This window comes from Methylobacterium sp. P5_C11, from assembly GCF_054049775.1.
In genome coordinates this window covers 1-14324 of the sequence record NZ_JBFULS010000069.1, presented here as the reverse complement: position 1 = coordinate 14324, position 14324 = coordinate 1, and the positions used below count along the sequence as shown (strand labels likewise).

General features: G+C 64.4%; 18 protein-coding genes and 2 pseudogenes. 6 read left to right on the top strand and 14 right to left on the bottom strand.

Features of this window, described 5'->3' with window-relative positions; all coding sequences use genetic code 11:
• Nucleotides 1-134: 134 nt before the first annotated feature.
• The 3 genes and pseudogenes from ACXJKQ_RS24785 (at nt 135) to ACXJKQ_RS24775 (ending at nt 1514) form a co-directional block, all read left to right on the top strand.
• A complete protein-coding gene (locus tag ACXJKQ_RS24785; RefSeq protein WP_457108349.1) occupies nt 135-455 on the top strand; it encodes a hypothetical protein in 321 nt (106 codons plus the stop codon).
• 149 nt (nt 456-604) lie between these two features.
• Nucleotides 605-742 (top strand): annotated as a pseudogene (locus ACXJKQ_RS24780) (IS701 family transposase); the annotation flags it as partial.
• A gap of 19 nt (nt 743-761) precedes the next feature.
• Nucleotides 762-1514, top strand: a complete 753-nt coding sequence (locus tag ACXJKQ_RS24775; protein ID WP_457108361.1) for an ABC transporter ATP-binding protein — start codon at nt 762-764, stop codon at nt 1512-1514.
• A gap of 433 nt (nt 1515-1947) precedes the next feature.
• Here the strand turns inward: ACXJKQ_RS24775 and ACXJKQ_RS24770 are convergent, their stop codons facing one another.
• From ACXJKQ_RS24770 to hmpA, 4 genes are read right to left on the bottom strand one after another with little or no spacing between them, the layout of a single operon-like run.
• Complete coding sequence (locus tag ACXJKQ_RS24770) at nt 1948-2664, bottom strand: GntR family transcriptional regulator (RefSeq protein ID WP_457108348.1); 717 nt, start codon at nt 2662-2664, stop codon at nt 1948-1950.
• Nucleotides 2665-2685: 21 nt separating this feature from the next.
• Nucleotides 2686-3447: a 5-formyltetrahydrofolate cyclo-ligase gene (locus ACXJKQ_RS24765; RefSeq protein WP_457108347.1), complete on the bottom strand. Its 762-nt coding sequence runs from the start codon at nt 3445-3447 to the stop codon at nt 2686-2688.
• Nucleotides 3448-3461: 14 nt separating this feature from the next.
• Nucleotides 3462-3905: a PAS domain-containing protein gene (locus ACXJKQ_RS24760; RefSeq protein ID WP_457108346.1), complete on the bottom strand. Its 444-nt coding sequence runs from the start codon at nt 3903-3905 to the stop codon at nt 3462-3464.
• A 55-nt stretch (nt 3906-3960) separates the two neighbouring features.
• Nucleotides 3961-5202 (bottom strand): NO-inducible flavohemoprotein, encoded by a 1242-nt coding sequence (gene hmpA / locus ACXJKQ_RS24755; RefSeq protein WP_457108345.1) that lies wholly within the window; start codon nt 5200-5202, stop codon nt 3961-3963.
• Between the two features lie 98 nt (nt 5203-5300).
• On the opposite strand from hmpA, the gene ACXJKQ_RS24750 reads away from it, so the two are divergent.
• Nucleotides 5301-5783, top strand: a complete 483-nt coding sequence (locus tag ACXJKQ_RS24750; RefSeq protein ID WP_457108344.1) for an RrF2 family transcriptional regulator — start codon at nt 5301-5303, stop codon at nt 5781-5783.
• 42 nt (nt 5784-5825) lie between these two features.
• On the opposite strand, the gene ACXJKQ_RS24745 is transcribed toward ACXJKQ_RS24750, so the two are convergent.
• Entirely contained in the window at nt 5826-6335 is a 510-nt protein-coding gene (locus ACXJKQ_RS24745; protein ID WP_457108343.1) for a transposase, read from the bottom strand.
• A gap of 165 nt (nt 6336-6500) precedes the next feature.
• Between ACXJKQ_RS24745 and ACXJKQ_RS24740 the strand changes: the two are divergent.
• A pseudogene (locus ACXJKQ_RS24740) lies at nt 6501-6740 on the top strand (integrase core domain-containing protein); the annotation flags it as partial.
• Between the two features lie 61 nt (nt 6741-6801).
• Here ACXJKQ_RS24740 and ACXJKQ_RS24735 read toward each other — a convergent pair.
• The 7 genes from ACXJKQ_RS24735 to ACXJKQ_RS24705 form a co-directional block, all read right to left on the bottom strand.
• A complete protein-coding gene (locus tag ACXJKQ_RS24735; protein WP_457108342.1) occupies nt 6802-7146 on the bottom strand; it encodes a hypothetical protein in 345 nt (114 codons plus the stop codon).
• A 277-nt stretch (nt 7147-7423) separates the two neighbouring features.
• Nucleotides 7424-8236 carry a c-type cytochrome gene (locus ACXJKQ_RS24730; protein WP_457108341.1) on the bottom strand — a complete coding sequence of 271 codons (813 nt, stop codon included), beginning with the start codon at nt 8234-8236 and terminating at the stop codon, nt 7424-7426.
• On the bottom strand, nt 8233-9855 hold the full coding sequence (locus ACXJKQ_RS24725; protein WP_457108340.1) for a b(o/a)3-type cytochrome-c oxidase subunit 1: 1623 nt from the start codon (nt 9853-9855) through the stop codon (nt 8233-8235). Before ACXJKQ_RS24725 ends, ACXJKQ_RS24730 begins: the two co-directional genes overlap by 4 nt.
• Nucleotides 9845-10408 carry a cytochrome C oxidase subunit II gene (locus ACXJKQ_RS24720; protein ID WP_457108339.1) on the bottom strand — a complete coding sequence of 188 codons (564 nt, stop codon included), beginning with the start codon at nt 10406-10408 and terminating at the stop codon, nt 9845-9847. Before ACXJKQ_RS24720 ends, ACXJKQ_RS24725 begins: the two co-directional genes overlap by 11 nt.
• 12 nt (nt 10409-10420) lie before the next feature.
• On the bottom strand, nt 10421-10597 hold the full coding sequence (locus ACXJKQ_RS24715; RefSeq protein ID WP_457108338.1) for a hypothetical protein: 177 nt from the start codon (nt 10595-10597) through the stop codon (nt 10421-10423).
• A 4-nt stretch (nt 10598-10601) separates the two neighbouring features.
• A complete protein-coding gene (locus ACXJKQ_RS24710; protein WP_457108337.1) occupies nt 10602-11873 on the bottom strand; it encodes a c-type cytochrome in 1272 nt (423 codons plus the stop codon).
• Nucleotides 11870-12544, bottom strand: a complete 675-nt coding sequence (locus ACXJKQ_RS24705) for a c-type cytochrome (protein ID WP_457108360.1) — start codon at nt 12542-12544, stop codon at nt 11870-11872. The genes ACXJKQ_RS24710 and ACXJKQ_RS24705 overlap by 4 nt, the downstream gene beginning before the upstream one ends.
• Nucleotides 12545-12940: 396 nt before the next feature.
• Here ACXJKQ_RS24705 and ACXJKQ_RS24700 point away from each other — a divergent pair, with 396 nt between their 5' ends.
• Nucleotides 12941-13630: a Crp/Fnr family transcriptional regulator gene (locus tag ACXJKQ_RS24700; RefSeq protein WP_457108336.1), complete on the top strand. Its 690-nt coding sequence runs from the start codon at nt 12941-12943 to the stop codon at nt 13628-13630.
• A gap of 271 nt (nt 13631-13901) precedes the next feature.
• On the opposite strand, the gene ACXJKQ_RS24695 is transcribed toward ACXJKQ_RS24700, so the two are convergent.
• Nucleotides 13902-14195, bottom strand: coding sequence for a helix-turn-helix domain-containing protein (locus ACXJKQ_RS24695; RefSeq protein WP_457108335.1), 294 nt, complete (start codon nt 14193-14195; stop codon nt 13902-13904).
• The coding region (locus tag ACXJKQ_RS24690; RefSeq protein WP_457108334.1) for a DDE-type integrase/transposase/recombinase at nt 14077-14324 on the bottom strand (248 nt) is incomplete at its 5' end. The genes ACXJKQ_RS24690 and ACXJKQ_RS24695, both read right to left, overlap by 119 nt.

Sequence of the window (14324 nt, the reverse complement as noted above, 5' to 3'; positions counted from 1 at the left end):
AAATGCACCGGAAGGCGGCACAAGGCGCTGGTATACCAGCTGTCCGTTTACGGGCCGCCGCCAAAATTGCAATGTGTGAAGGCAATCTGCCCGACGACTAGGCGTTCGGGTCTCGGCGGCTGAAACCGAGGGCCATGAAGGAAATCGTTGTCACCGCGCTTCTCACGGTCGCCGCGGTGCTCGGCTGCGTTCGTTTCGTGGGGATGTTCCTGGACCGGCGCAACGCGAGCACTTGGGAGCAGGTCACCACCACCGTTGGGGCGACGGTCTTCCTGACCGCGTCTGGCCGCATGCTCGAACGCGCTGGGCTCGCGGCCGCCGTGCTGCTGCTGCTCTTGACATGGTTCGTTTATGGCGCCGTGCGACGTCACGCCTTGTCTCAGCGTACCTTGGTGGCCTGCACATGGCTCAGTCTCACGTTATTGCTCGCTTATATCGGCTTTGACCGAGGCTGAGGGTATCGCATTTCGATTGAAAACCTATGAAGAACCGGGTCGCGAAGCACAGGCCCGCGCGTCTGCCTTAGCACTACTTTGGCAGATTGAAGGAACGCGGGAGGTTTTCGCGGATCCGCAAGCCACGACCATGAGCGTGGGTGCTCGCGATGTCAGATGCTGGCGGATGGCGTGAGGATCTGGATCGATGGCTGCAGCCGTTCCTTGCGGGTCTGTCGCATTCTGCGCGCCGGGCTATGTGCCTGCTCTACGTGGCTGGGCTGATCGGCTTGGGTGACCGCAAGAGCTGGAATAGGGCATCGGAGCATCATCCCACTCCTTGGAGTAGTGCACCTTGGCCAGCCACAAGGGGCGGCCGTGCGTGGGCTTTCGTTCTCTGTCGGCACCGGGGAGGTCGTGATCCTCCTCGGCTCAAACGGCGCCGGCAAGTCGACTACCATGAAGGCTATCTCGGGCCTGGTGAGGCCCATCGCAGGCACGATCCTGCTGGAGGGCCAGCCTCTGGAAGGCCTCAAACCGGAGGCGATTGTCCGCCTGGGCGTTGCCCACGTACCGGAAGGGCGCCGGGTCTTCCCGGGCCTGACCGTCCGCGAGAATATTATTCTGGGCGCCTCCAACCGGTCCGGCCTCGCCAAGCGGGACCTGCGCGATAACGTCGAGGCGATGTTCGACCTCTTTCCGGACAGCCGCCGCTTCGGCGACGCTTTGGGCTGGACGCTATCCGGAGGCCAGCTCCAGATGGTAGCGCTTGCCCGCGGCCAGATGGCCAAGCCTCGCATCCTGCTCCTCGACGAGCCTTCGCTCGGCTTGGCACCGGTCATCGTCCAGGCGGTGTTCGCGATCATCGCAGAGGTGCGCCGCCGCGGAACCACAGTGCTGCTGGTCGAGCAGAACGCTCGGATGGGCCTCTCGGTCGCCGATCGCGGCTACGTGCTGGAGACCGGCCGGCTCGTCTTGGAAGGCGAACCGCATACGCTCTGGACGAACGACGAAATCCGGTCGGCTTATCTCGGAGGTCGCACGAAGCCCGAGATCGCGGTCTCCCGTAACGCTCGTTAAGCCGCGACTCGGCCTTTCAGCACGCTATAGTCCGCCGGCACTAAGTTGCCCGGAAGCGAACGCCCCAGATCCGCGCCATGGGCCGCAAGTAGCCCATCGAATTTTGACAGTCTACCGTCGCGCCTGGCTTGATCCCGTCCCGAAACCTTCGGGAGCCATTGTCTGCTTTTGGGTACATGTCGGCTGAACCTAAACGGCAACAATGGGCGCGAAGCCGAACGGCCGGTTTTGCACACACTGGCGGTTCAGCATGACCTAGTCTGGCCGAAAGCAGCCCGTCCGCTTCAGAGCAGATTCGACGCAAGATCGGACAGAGATGAAGCGGCTTATTTCGGTCTAGAGCCCGTAATGGATAAACAATTTTGATCCGTTTCCACGAGACCGGACAGGATTAAATGGTGATGGTTGCTTGACAGATCTTGCGGCGCAATCGTCAGGTCACGGCTTTCGGCGGACCGAAACAATTGCCGCAGCTCTCGATGTCACGAGCAAACCTGAAGCCTCTTTCGAGGACGAGCCGGCTCGCACGCTCGGCGTCTCGCAGCTCCAGCGCTTCAATAATGGCCCCGTAGGCGGACCGTAAATATGCGAAGTCGATGCTCTGGCGGAATATCGCCTCGTGAACGCTCCGCAAATGCAGCAGGAGATGGTTGAGCATGGACTGGATCTCCGCGCAATGTGCGAGCGTGGCGGCATGGCGGCAGAACTGCCAACGAGCCTCGAAGTAGCGGTGGTATCCGCTCGGAGGATCCGCCTCATAGAAGGCACTGAAGCTCGCACGGAGCGCGCCGAGCTGCGCCTCTGTCGCTTTGGCGCATGCCAACCGGACCGCCATGCTCTCCAGCGCAGCACAGGCATAGACCATCTCGATGATCTCACGCCGGGTCTTCTTGACAACGAACACACCATGTCGCGGCCGCCGACGTACGAACCCCTGGTGTTCCAGGATCGTCAGAGCCTCCCGGATGGGCGTGCGGCTGACCCCAAGAGCCCTTGAAAGTTTGCACTCATCAAGCGGAAGCTCGCCCGAATGATCATAGATGCGCAGTTCGGCAATCGCAGCCAGCAGAGCTTTATAGGCCAGAGCGCGCAGGCCCGATTCAGAACAGGTAGGAACCGTATCGACTAAGAATCTATCCAGTGCGGACACCAGCCCAACTCCGCAGCGAGATCAAGATCGATCCGTGTCCGGCCAGACGCCATCTTCCGTCACGACGATGTCCATAGGAACGTCGTGTGCTTGCGGGTAAATCGTCGCGAGCCGCGCGAGGGCGAACCCGACGCCGATGATCAGCGGCTTCGTCGGCCTGAACGCGATGGTCCGATCATAGAAGCCGCCGCCATAGCCGAGGCGGTACCCAGCCGGATCGAAGCCGACGAGCGGCGCGATCAGAACGTCAGGATCGACGGCCTCGCCCTCGGCGGGAATGGGAATGTTCCAGACGCCGCGGATCATGCGGTCACCTGGCGACCAGACTCGGAACTGGAGGGGCTGCCCCTTCTCCACGACGACCGGAAGCGCCAGTCGTGATCCCTCTCCACGCAGCTCTGTCAGGAGGGGTCGGGCATCGTACTCGCCTCTGAAGGGCCAGTAGAGGCCAATCAAGATGCCGGATCTCGAGGGTAAAGCGGCTCGGAGAGCCTGCCCGATGCGCTCGCTCCAGGCGACACGGTCCTGGGCGGAGATGCTGACCCGCCGCTCGATGAGAGCGGTGCGGGTTTCCTTTCGCCACTGCCGCACGTTCGACCAGTCGGATGCGGCGACTTCAGAGGCGCGCGGTTCGGAAGGCCGAGGCTCCGCATCCGGGCTGACGAAATCGGGGCCGAGCTCATGCATGAAACAGGGTGGAGAGCTGTACGCGCCGAACTCAGGGTGTTCGGGGACCGCAGAATCCGACGACATCTCAGGCAACTTGGTTGTACGCCCAACCATGATGCGCTCCCTCGCTACGATGGACCGGCACGCCCCTCGGTGGCCTTGGCCAAACGCTGTCTCAGCACCTTCAGTTCGGTGAAGCGGATCGTGACGTCCCGCATCACCGCGACCATGCCGGTCATCGCCCCCTGCTCGTCTTTGAGCGTTACGATGGTGAATTCCAGCGAGATCTGCCGCCCATCCTTGCAGACGCCCGGGACGGATAGGAGAGCGCCCTCACCATAGCGGCTCTCCCCGGTCGCCATGGTCTTGCGGTACCCTTCCCAGTGGCGCTTGCGCAGCCGTTCGGGCGTGATGATGTCGAGCGATTGACCGAGGGCCTCGTCGGACGTGTACCCGAAGATGCGCTCGGCTCCCGGATTCCAGATGCGGATGATCCCCTCGCTGTCAGAGGCGATCACCGCATCTGCAGAGGCGGACAGGATCGCGCCGGCCACTCTACGAGCGTAGTCCACGCAGGCGTTCCTCCGGTTGTGGCGCCGCTCACCTGAAGGAGCGGCGCCATCGTGCTCAGGCGGCCTGCCGCGGCTCTTCGATCAAGTCATCCGCCGGACCGAAGAACTCGAACCGGATGCGCTCGGCCGGAATGCCCTGACGCTGGAGCCCATTTACGAGCGCGCTGAGGAACGGCTTTGGACCGCAGAGATAGTAAGTCGCCTCCTCGCGGGGCGTCTGCGCCACCAGCCAGTCCGCGCTGATCAGGCCGGCCGCATCGTAGTGATCGCCCTGCCGATCCTGCGCTTCCGGCTCCGCGTAGAAGGTGTGCAACCGGACGTTCTCGTTGCCGGTGGTCAGCGCCTTCGCGTGATCACGCATCGCGTGCACACGACCGTTGAGCGCCCCGTGAACGTACCAGGTCGGCCGCTCAGGCGTTGCCGCCGTGATCGTCTCCAGCATGCTCATCATCGGGGTCAGCCCGACGCCGCCGCTGACGAGCACGACGGGGGCGTTCGACGCTTGGTCGAGGAAGAAGTCACCGGCCGGCGGGGCCGCGCGCAGCACCGTCCCATCGCTGGCATGATCGTGCAGCCAGTTCGAGACGATCCCGGCGGGCTCGTCTGCGCGGCCCTCGCGCTTGACGGTGATGCGATAGGCCCGGTCGTTCGGCGCGCAGGAGATCGAGTAGTTCCGCTTCAACACGCCGTGGCCCGGCAAATTGAACAGGAAGCCCAGGTACTGCCCAGGCTGGTGGCGGAGAACCGGGCCGCCGTCGACAGGCGCCAGGACGAAGGAGCGGATCGTCTCGCTCTCCTGCGAGACGCTCTCGATCACGAAGTCGCGCCAGCCGTTCCAGCCGCCCGGCTTGGCCGACAGATCGCGGTAGATCGTGGCCTCGCGGCCGATCAGCAGCTCCGCCAGGAACCAGTACGCCTCGCCCCAGGCCGCGCAGATCTCCGGCGTGGCGGCCTCGCCGAGCACGTCGCCGATAGCGCCGAGCAGCGCGTCGGCCACGTAGGGATAGTGCTCCGGCAGGATGTTCAGCGCGACATGCTTCTGTGCGATGCGCTCCACCGCCCCGGCCAGGACGCCGAGATTGTCGATGTTGCGGGCATAGGCCATCACTGCCTGGGCCAGGGCCTTCGGCTGCGAGCCAGTCTCGCCGTGGTGGGACTGGTTGAAGAGGTCGCGGATCGCCGCGTCCTGGAAGAGGCGCTCGTACATGCGCTTCGTGATCGTCAGGCCGTGCGCCTCAAGGGCCGGCACGGTGGCCTTGATGATGGCTATGGTGGCAGGACTGAGCGGGTTGGGCATCAACAGCTCCCAAAGGTACACTGACGATGAACCTTATGGGCTGTCAGTTGAAAAGATGCAACTGAAATGTATCTTATGGGTTGCAGTATGGAGCCCCCATGCGTCTGACCCGCTATACGGACTACGCCCTGCGCACACTGATCTACGTCGGCCTGCACGAGCCGCGGCAGAGTTCGATCGCCGAGATCGCGCGCGCCTACGGCATCTCGGAGAGCCACCTGACGAAGGTGGTGCATCAGCTTGGGCGTCTAGGCCTGATCCGCACCATCCGGGGCCGGGGCGGCGGTCTGCGGCTGGCCAGGGCGCCGGGCGAGATCGTGGTCGGCGCAGTTGTGCGCCAGACGGAAGACGATCTCGCCTTGGTCGAGTGCTTCTCGGGTGGCGCTTGCGCGATCACGGCGCCCTGCCGTTTGCGACGCTTTCTGGGAGAGGCTCTGTCGGCGTTCCTCGCCGTGCTCGATCGCTACACGCTCGCGGACCTGATCGAAGATCCCGAAGGCCGCGACATCGCCAAGCTATTGGGCCTCTATCAGGACGGCGGAGAGTTCGCACCCGTGGTTGTGTCCCCTGGCGTGGCGTAGCTTCGGCGTGGCCACCACGATCACCGGTCGGGGCCGGATTGATTAGGCTGCCAGGGTGGGCAGGCTGACGAGGGGATCATCGCCGATTGGGGCGATGCTTTCCAGGGTGATGTAGCGGGAGCGCTGGCTGGCCCACTCGTCGTTCTGTTCCAGCAGGATCGCGCCGACGAGGCGCGTGATGGCAGCCTCGTTGGGGAAGATGGGGACCACCTCGGTCCGGCGGATGCCCTGGATGTAGGCCTCCTGGATCACGGCGGTGAGCGCCTTCTCGGCCATCCGGCGCGGCTCCAAGAACGTCGGGAAGTACGACCCCTTACGCAGCTTCGGGATGCGCAACTCCACCGTGCCGGCCCGCGTCTGCCAGTCTCGGTCACGGTAGCCATTGCGCTGGACCAACCACTCTGCGCTCTTCTCGCCATGGGCGGCACCGGTCGGGCCCCCCACCTCCAACTCCATCAGCCGCTCAGCGGCAAAACCGATCATCTCGCGCAGGAGATCTGTGTCGGCGCTCTTCTCCATCAGCCCGCGCAGGGCCATCATCTCGTCGGTCATCGGGGGTCTCTCGGGTTCGGGTTTGGCGCTCGCAACCCGAGCCTACCCGGCAACCGCCGATGACCACCCCGCGAGGAGCCCCGCCCGCCACAGCACTGTGGAAGGCGCGCGGACGGGCTTCCCCGCTACCGCCGAGCTACACCACCATCAGGGACACGACCGCAAAAGCTGCGTGACGAGTGCCTGCGCCAGGAAATCTTCTACTCACTGAAGGTGGCGCAGATCGTAATCGATCTATGGCAGAACACCTACAACCACATCCGACGGCATTCGTCGCTAAGCTATAGGCCGCCCGCGCCCGTCAGCTCCCCAGACAGGTCAACTCCGGGTCTGGCCTTCCAGCTACCCTCGACCGCCACCGTGCAGAAGGCGAAGAAGCCTTTCAAGGAGCTAGGCCTGCGATAACGTCCAAATCATTTTTTGCGAACGAATAGGTGCAGCGCCGTCGAGTGTGCGGCGATTGTCCTTAAGGTGTTAAGGCGGCGCCGTGACTTCCTGCCACCGCGGCTAATACTGTCACGACGCTCAATATCAGCAAAGTCCAGTGAGCGAGATGAAGGAGGGTGAACGTCGGCTCGTCGCCCGACGGCCCCCGGCGGACTCGGCCGTGCAGGATGAATGGCTCAATCACGAACAGGAGCAGCGCAAAGATCAACCATACGGCGACCATCGCGTGCATCCACCAGAAGGAGATCGTGGCAAAGCGGTTCCACAAATCATATCGGCTGACCATGTAGAAGCCGCTCAATCCAACCAGCACGACAGCGGTCCGCGCCTGCCAGACAAAGCGCCGCTCGACTCCCTCGAACAAGATGAGCCTCTTTTCGACCGGCCATTCCTTACTCCGGACTAGAGGAAGAATTACCGTAGTTGCCATCGTCAAGCCGCCGATCCAGACAACTACCGCAGCCACGTGCACAGCCCGAGCAATCTCTACATCATCCATGCTTGGCACGCCCGTCACCCTTACACAGGCGCAGCCTCCCGGTCTGTTGCAGAAAGGCATACTGCGGGACCTGACTCGACGCCGTATTGATGTTCATGCCCTCTCGCCGTAGGCCTTGCCGACAAGGCTGCAGGCTAGAAACTCACTGGATGTGAATGGCTGTCGATGGCTGAGACGCGTACCACTCCGCCGCTTGGTCGATCTCTTCCGGGGTCATCCTCCGGGCGATGTTCCGCATCTGCTGGCTGATGTCGTTGCGACGCGCAGCTGAGGCAAATGCCTGTAGCTGAGACTTCACGTAAGCGGCAGGCTGACCCTCCAGCCACGGACTGCCCGTCTTGTTGTCGAGAACACCGTGGCAGGAGCCACAGGGCGCGATGTTGCGCAACGGTGCGCCGTTGATCACGATCCGCGGGGCGGGCTTGTCGCGGGCCGGGTGGAACCCGGACAGCCGAGGCAGATACGCGTAGTACGCTGCGAGATCAGCCATGTCCTGCTCGGACAGGTTCACCGCGAACGGCGTCATCGTCGCGTTGACCCGCACTCCCGCTTTGAAGTCGGCCAGTTGCTTGTAGATAACGGGCGCGTACTGGCCGGCGAGGTTGGGCGAGTCGGCCCGGCTCACCCCGGTCGGCCCATGGCAGATCGCGCATTGCTGGGCGAGTGTCGCGCCGCGTCCGACCGCCTCCGGGTCCGCAGCACTCGGCAGCGCCGAGGTGACCACCACCTTCGTAAGCTTGCCGTCCGGCTGAACCAGAGCCGTCGACGAAGGCGCCTTCGGCACGCCCGCAGCGCTGCAGATCGCGTCCCAGACACCGGCGAGCTTGAGGTCCGGTTGGGCGTAAGGGAGCAGCACGAAGCCCCCGAGGGCTGTCCCGGCGAGCAGGGCAACGGTGATGCCGACAGGGCCGCTGAACCAGGGGTTCCTCGGCGAGAGGAGGCCGTCGTCGCTCATGGGTTCGCCCCCACGTAGACAGCTGGGACCGACGTATCCTTGCGCAACGCGAGTTGCGCGATGGGGTAGCCATAGTTGGTCACCGTCAGGCCGACCATGAGCGCGAGMCACAGGGCGTAGCTGTTGAGCGCGGGCACGGACAGCGGCGGGTGAAGGGCGGTGGCGAACCGGTACACACCAGCCTCCTCGCGCGGCGCGCGCTGACCTCGGATCAGCACGAGGATGAATAGGGCACCCGATGCGACCAGGATGAAGCCGCCGATCGCCGAGAGCGTCACCGAGAAGGCCTGCGTGGCGATGGCGGGATCGCCGTAATCGAAGTAGGCCATGCGGCGGGGCATGCCGAGGATCCCCACCCAGTGCCAGGGAAACGTGGTCACGATCATGCCGATGAACCACAGCCAAAGCTGGGTGCGCATCAGGCGCAGGTCGGTGAGGGCACGGCCAGTGAGGTGTGGCCACAGGTCGTAGGCGATCGCGAAGTACATGATGACGATCGCGCCACCGAAGATCAGGTGGAAATGGCCGGTGATCCACTGCGTGTTGTGGATCGATGTATCCAGCTGATAGCTCATGTTGATGAGGCCGCCGGCGCCGCCGAAGCCGAGCATCACGAACGAGAACGCCACCGCGAGCATGATCGGGTTCGACCATGGCAGGGCCCTGATCCAGCCGAACGGCCCACGACCGCCGCGCAGCCGGGCGGCAATCTCCACTGAGGCGCAGATGGTGAAGACCGTCAGCAGGGTTGGCAACGCCACGAGCGCCGTGAAGGCCGAGTGGATGAACTTGAAGCCCGCACCGACTTGCGGGTCGGTGAAGGTGTGGTGCATGCCGATGGGCATCGCCACCACCAGGAACAGGATGAACGAAATCCTGGCCATGGTGTCGCTGTAGATCCGGCCGCCGATCGCCCGCGGGACGATTGTGTAGTAGGCAATGTAGGTCGGCATCAGCCAGAAGTAGACGATGGCGTGCAGCGTCCAGGAGAAGAACACTCGCGCCAATCCCGCATCGATGGTCGATTTCAGGCCGAAGGCGACTGGCAGGATCTGCAAGAGCAGTTCGAGCGCGGCCCCCACCGCCGTCCAGCCCCACAGGTAGGAGCCGGCCACGTTGGCGAACATCGGCAGCGGCACCGGCGTGCCGGGGTTCGCCTTTTTCCAGATGTGAAGGTTCACCGACATCAGGGCGACCCAGATCCAGGAGCCCACCACCACCAGCACCACGCCGAGGTAGTAGAAAGGGCTGCCGATCAGGGGCGGGTAGAAGGTGTAGAGCACCGAGGCCCGCCCGAGCGACACCGGGATCATCGCGGTGACCGCACCGACCACCACCAGCCAGTACCCCGTCCAGGCCCAGCGCAGCCCGACGAGGCGCTGCTTCAGCGAGACCTCGCTGATGGCGTAGCCGAATCCCATGGCCACGAGCGTTGGAAACACGTAGCCCATGACGGTGCCGTGCGCCGTCAACGAGCGGTAGTACCACTCGGGGTTGCTGATCCAAGTATGCAGCGGGCTGCGGATGAACATCTGCCAAGCCCCGAGCAGCAGGGCGAGACCGAAGACCGCGAAGGCCAGCCAGAAGTGAGCGAGGACGAGCCTCCTGCTACTCAACACAGGTGACCCTCCCCTTGGCCGAGGTCATGTTCAGGAACTCGGGCTTGTCGACCACCTTGACCTTGGCCCACATGCCCTCGTGCCCGACGCCGCAGAACTCCTGGCACGGCATCAGGTACTCGCCCGGCTTGCTGAACTTGGCCGGAATCTCCGAGACGTAGCCAGGCACCAGCATGGTGTTGACGTTGGTGTTCTGGATCAGGAAGCCGTGCACCACGTCGGGGCTCGTTGCGCGGAACACCACCGGCGTGTCGGTGGGCACAACCATGCACTGAGGCGTGAAGCTGTACTGCTGACCGACGGCCCGCACCGTCACCGAGCCGTCCGGCTCGATCGCGCTGCCCAGATTACTCTCGATGAACTCGCCGTCCAGGTGGAGGGTCTGCGGCTTGATCGTCTCAACGCGAGCCTGTGGCATCGTTGCCTGATGGATGCCGGCGAAGGCCGCCAGCCCCGCCAAAAGGACGATGATGGCGATGGACAAAATCGCCCATCGGCGCTCGACCCGCTCGGCGACGCGGGCGCCTTCGTCAACGTGGTCTAATGTTGTCATCGGCGTTCCGGGTCAGCTCCCGCGCGGCAGGAAGACGAACAGGTAGAAGGCGAACCAGCACGCCACGACGATAGCCGTAGCGATGGCGGCGAGCGTCAGGGCACCCGACGGACCAGCCCGCACGGCGGCGGCCACCTCGCGGTGCTCGGCCTCCTCGTCGCGGTGCTGCAGCGGGGGAGAGTTCAGCATGGCCTCAGTCCAGGGGGGCGGAGCGGAGCTGATTGGCTTCCTGGGCGGTGACGGCGGCGCCGCGGTTGCCCCAGGTGGTCCGGATGTAAGTGACCACGGCCGCGACCTCGTTGTCCGAGAGCGACTGGGCGAAGGGCGGCATGCCGAAGGGACGCGGGTTCCCCTGTGTGCCTGGAGGATAGCCGCCGTTCAGCACCATGCGGATCGCGTTCACGGCCGACGACATCTGGATGGATTGGTTGTCGGCCAGCGGCGGGTAGGCCGGCGGCTTGCCCTGTCCCTGCGCACCGTGGCAGCTCGCACAATGGGCGTCGTAGACGGTCTTGCCGAGCGAGAGCAGCAGGCTGCTCTCAGCGGTCGGCATAGTCGACGTGACCGGCGGTGGCACCTCATGGCCCAGGCTCTTGAGGTAGACCGCCATGGCCCGGGTATCCTCGGGCGTGAGGTACTGGAGACTGTTGTAGGTGACCTCCGCCATCGGCCCGTAGACGGCGCCGCGCCGCGAGACGCCGGTGCGCAGCAGGTCGGAGATCTCCTCGATGCTCCAGTCTCCGACCCCGGCCTCGCGGTTGGAGGTGAGCGAGGGCGCGTACCAGTTCTGCATCGGGATCAGGCCGCCCTGGAAGGCCTGGGACTCGGAGTTGCCACCAAGCGCATTGATCGGCGTATGGCACATCCCGCAATGCCCCAGACCCTCAACCAAGTAGGCGCCTCTGTTCCATTCTGCCGATTGCTTCGGGTCGGGCTTGAACTCGCCTTCGCGGAAGAACAGCGTGCGCCAGCCAAGGATGAGCTGGCGATTGTTGTACGGAAACCTGAGGTCGTGCGGTCGGTTCGGCTGCTTCACCGGTGCGACCGACATCAGGTAGGCGTAGATCGCGTCGCTGTCGGCCCGGGTCACCTTCGTGTACGAGCCAAAGGGCATAGCCGGGTAGAGCAGCCCGCCGTCGGGCGAGCGGCCCGTATGCATCATCTGGTAGAACTGATCGGCCGTCCACTTGCCGATGCCGGTCTCCGGATTGGGTGTGATGTTGGAGGTGAAGAGCGTGCCGAAGGGGGTCGCCATGGACCTGCCGCCGGCGAAGGGCTTGCCTTCGGGCGCGGTGTGACAGGCGATACAGTCGCCGGCGCGCGCCAGGTACTCGCCCTTCGCGAGCACGCCCGCGTCGGGACGGGCAGCCGGTGCCGTTTGAGCCTCGACGGCGGTGCCCAGGAGCGAGGCGAGCAGGGCCGGGATAGCCCGGCGGGCGAGGCTGGCCACGACGTCCCTCCTCATTGGGGCTGGCTCCCGCAGGCGAAAGGAAGTGCGTAGGTCCCATTCGGAACGGAGCGCCGCTCCTCCGGCGCGGGTCGCGAGGAGAGCCATGCGGTGACGGCCGCGACATCCGCCTCGGTGAGGTGCCCCGCGACGACCTGCATGCAGTCCGGCGAGAGGGCGGTCCGCGTGCCGTAGCGCCAGGCGCCGAGCTGCGCGCTGATGTAGCTGGGCTTGAGGCCGAGGAGGCCGGGAATGCCCGGCTCCATGCCGGTCAGATTGGGGCCGTGGCAGCTGGTGCAAGCCGGGATGTTGCGAGCAGCGTCGCCCTGGGTGGCCAGCTTCCTTCCTGTTGCCAGGACTTCGTCGCCGAAGGCTGGAACGGCCGGAGGCGGGAGGGGCGGGTTCAAGCTGGCCAGGTACTCGGCCATGTCCCGGAGGTAGGTCTCCGGCAGATACGCCAAAAGGTAGTTCATGGGCGGGTAGTGCCGCCGGCCGTTCCGGAACGCCACGAGTTGATTGAAGAGGTAGCCTGCGGGCTTACCCGCGAGACGCGGGAAGTAAGGATCGCGCGTTCCCTCGCCTTGCGCACCGTGGCAAGGAGCACAGGCCAGTACCCGCTCGGCCATCGTATCCGGGGGAGTGGCTGCGGATTCTCCGTACGCCGGCCCAAGAACCGAGACCGCCAGCACGGACGCAACAGCAACGCCACGAACCAAATGCAAGGCCACTCTCCGGATTCTGCAGCTCCGCAGCACGCAAGCACTCGCAGCGTCGCTCGCGTCACCGCAAAACGCTCTCGCTTACCGTAGCTGAAAGTGCGGAACGCTCTTTGCGCTCGCGCAAACAAGCTGCTCGGCCATGCCGAATTTCAAACGCACCTCGATCCCGCCGAGATGATGGCGCGCCACCCGTCCTTGAGGTGGATCAAGGCGTCTGATCGTCGGGTGATGCAGGAGTCTGGGGACCAGATTGCCCCGGCCACCTGTCAGCTTGTAACGGCGTGCCACTGCCCGGGTTGCTTCGCGCCCTCTCGGCGGAACAGGAACTGGACCGAGCAACTTGCAGAATGGGGGCGGGAAGCGGCGATGGACCAGGGACCGAAAAGGGTCAGGGCAGCCTCGGGGGTTTTATTTAGTGGTTTAGATCGAGAGGCGGCCGACGCCTTGCTGGATGCAGCCACAAACCGTCAGCTTACGGAAGGAATGACTGTCTTCCACCAAGGTGATGAGCCCAACCCGCTCTTCCAGGTCGTGACCGGTTTAGTGAGGCTGTCGCGGATCGACTCGAACGGTGAGCAGACGACGCTCCGGTTCATGGGACCCGGTGAGCTCGTTGGCTGCGTCGCGGTCTTCCAGCAATTTCCCTTTCCTGCGACAGCCACAGCTGCAAAGGCCAGCAGCGTKCTCTCCTGGGGGGCGGCGCAGATCCTCGACCTGATACGCCGTTACCCCGCAATCTCGTCGAATGCGCTGAAAGCCGTCGGAGACCGGGCCCGCGAGATGACTGAGCGGGTGGCTGAATTGAGCGCCAAGGGAGTGGAGGAGCGGATCGCCAGCGTCCTCCTACGCCTAGCCAGACAAGTCGGGCAAAGCTGTTCGGAAGGTATCGAGGTCACCTACCCAATCACGCGGAACGATATAGCCGAGATGACGGGCGTCACGTACTTCACCGTAAGTCGGGTTCTCAGTGCTTGGCAGAAGCAAGGTATCGTCCTGCTCGGACGGGAAAGGATCCTCATCGTCGAGCCGCACCGGTTGGCTCAAATCGCCGGCTGAGGTCCCGCGAAGCTGAAGGCGGTTGCGGCTCTGACGTTGCAATCCATTCCCGCAGTCCCAGGCGAAGGTCCGCTGGTGGCGCACCTCAGACCTGCAAGCTGAGCTGCGGCAACGTCCGCTTCGGAGTCGCCGCCAGAGTCGGCTGAGCGGCCGAAATGGGCGCGAAGCCGAACGTCGGCTTTCGGGCCACGGTCCAGTTACACCCCCGACCCCAAGCTGACCTCCAAGCGGAAGCAGCCGTTTGGTTTATCGGCGGGGAGGGTCCGTGACCTTACCTCGGGCGCGGCTCGACGAGGACCGAGACGTCCAGCTTCAGTGCAGTAGCAATCCGTTGCAGAACGAAGATGCTCGGGTTTCGCTTTCCACGCTCGACACCGCTCAGGTACGTCTGATGGGGCTTGTCACGTTGTCGGACGTAGCCGCAGGAAATCGTACGCTGGCTAGTTTCAAGCCGCCACGCCAGCCGCCCTGCGCCACGTCGCGAACGCCTCGGCTCGGAAGAGTCGGTGCGTGGGGGCTGAGACGAGGTGGCGGGGAACGGTGAAGGTGTTGTAGGTCGCTGCATGCATCGACAGGAACCGCTGGGCTGAGCCTGGCGACTGGAAGCCCTGCAGCTTGCGCTCTCGTCGTCGCACCGGGACGTGCGAGCTCTCGGCTCGATTGTTCGCTCGCTTGCGCTGGACGTGATCCGCCC